General features: G+C 68.5%; 2 protein-coding genes. Both read left to right on the top strand.

Annotated elements, in window-relative coordinates:
* A partial coding sequence (locus tag AC08ON_RS18015; RefSeq protein ID WP_476617424.1) for a LysR substrate-binding domain-containing protein occupies positions 1-504 on the top strand: 504 nt, incomplete at its 5' end.
* A 297-nt stretch (positions 505-801) separates the two neighbouring features.
* On the top strand, positions 802-1,310 hold a 509-nt coding region (locus AC08ON_RS18010; RefSeq protein ID WP_476617423.1), incomplete at its 3' end, for an MBL fold metallo-hydrolase.

Genomic DNA, 1,310 nt, shown 5'->3' with positions numbered 1-1,310 from the left:
GGGCTGCAGTCGCGACGGATTCTCACCCTGCCGCTGGTCGCCATCGTCGGCCACCACCATCCGTGGGCCGACCGCCAGCAGGCGTCGTTCCGGGAGCTCGCGCGTCAACGGTGCGTGTTGTTCCGACGGGAACAGAGCCCCGCCATGCACGACGCGATCCTCGCCGCGGCCGGCCGGGCGGGCATCAGCCTGACGGTCGCCGACGAGGTCGACGACTCGGGTGCCACGGGGATCATCGTCACGACGAAGTCGGTCGTGGGATTCGCCTCGTCCGTCCGCAGTGGTTTCGTGCCCGGCAAGGGCCTGGCGGCCGTGCGGCTCGTCGAGCCGGTGCCCACCGTCGGGGTGCAGGTGGTCTGGCACCCCGACCCGCCGCCCGTCGTCGAGGCGTTCCTGCGCAGCTTGGACAACGCGGGTCCCTTCGGGGAGGACGCCGTCCCCGCGCCTGCCGCGCCGCAGGTGCCGGTCCTCGCCCACGACGGGCAGCCGGCTTCCGGCGGTTGAGCCCGCACCCCCGCGGCACCTTTCGCGGCATCCCGGCACCTTCGGCCCCCCGCCGCCGGACCGACCCGATGTTCTTCGTCACGGGCCGTTCGGCGACGGCGGCGCGTGTAGATGACGATTGGCTGGGGCAATCGTCCGTTCGAAAGTTCCGTATTGCCGGCGACGGCGCCACCCAGCAGCATCGCGGATGACAGCGGAAATCCTCGCGCACCCCGGCGCCGAATTTTCCACATGTTCCCAACGGAATGTTCCCAACGGAACACCAAGAGCGGAACATCAAGATGAACGGATGAACGTATGCGGTTGACCGTCCTGGGCTGCCGGTCGGGAATGCCGACCGGCGGTCAGTGCAGCTCCAGCTACCTCGTCTGCACCGCGGAGACGAAGATGCTGCTGGACTGCGGCCCCGGCGCCGCGACGGCGCTGAGCGCGCTGGGGCATCCCGCGGTGCTCGACGGTATTGTGATCAGTCATCTGCATTCCGATCACTGCTATGATCTCCTGCCGGTGGGGAAGGCATTGCTGGCCAGCCGGACCCGGTATCCCATGCGATTCCCGACGCTGCCGGCACGCGACATTCCGACGCGCAGCGAACCGATTCCGCTTTACCTTCCACGGGGCGGCCTGGACACCTTCCGGACATTGGCCGGACTATTTCTGGTCGCGACGATCCCGTTGCTGGACAAGGCGTTCGAGGTCGCCTTCGACGTCCGCGAGTACGACCCGGGGGAGACCTTCAAGATCGGCGACTGCCTGGTCAGCCTGCACGGGCTGCGCCCAGGGCCGCGCAGAGATCACGCTACGTT

This window comes from Frankia sp. CoWAU3, from assembly GCF_977971855.1.
Note: the sequence above shows the minus strand (reverse complement) of the source record. Positions and strands in the feature narration are given on the sequence as shown.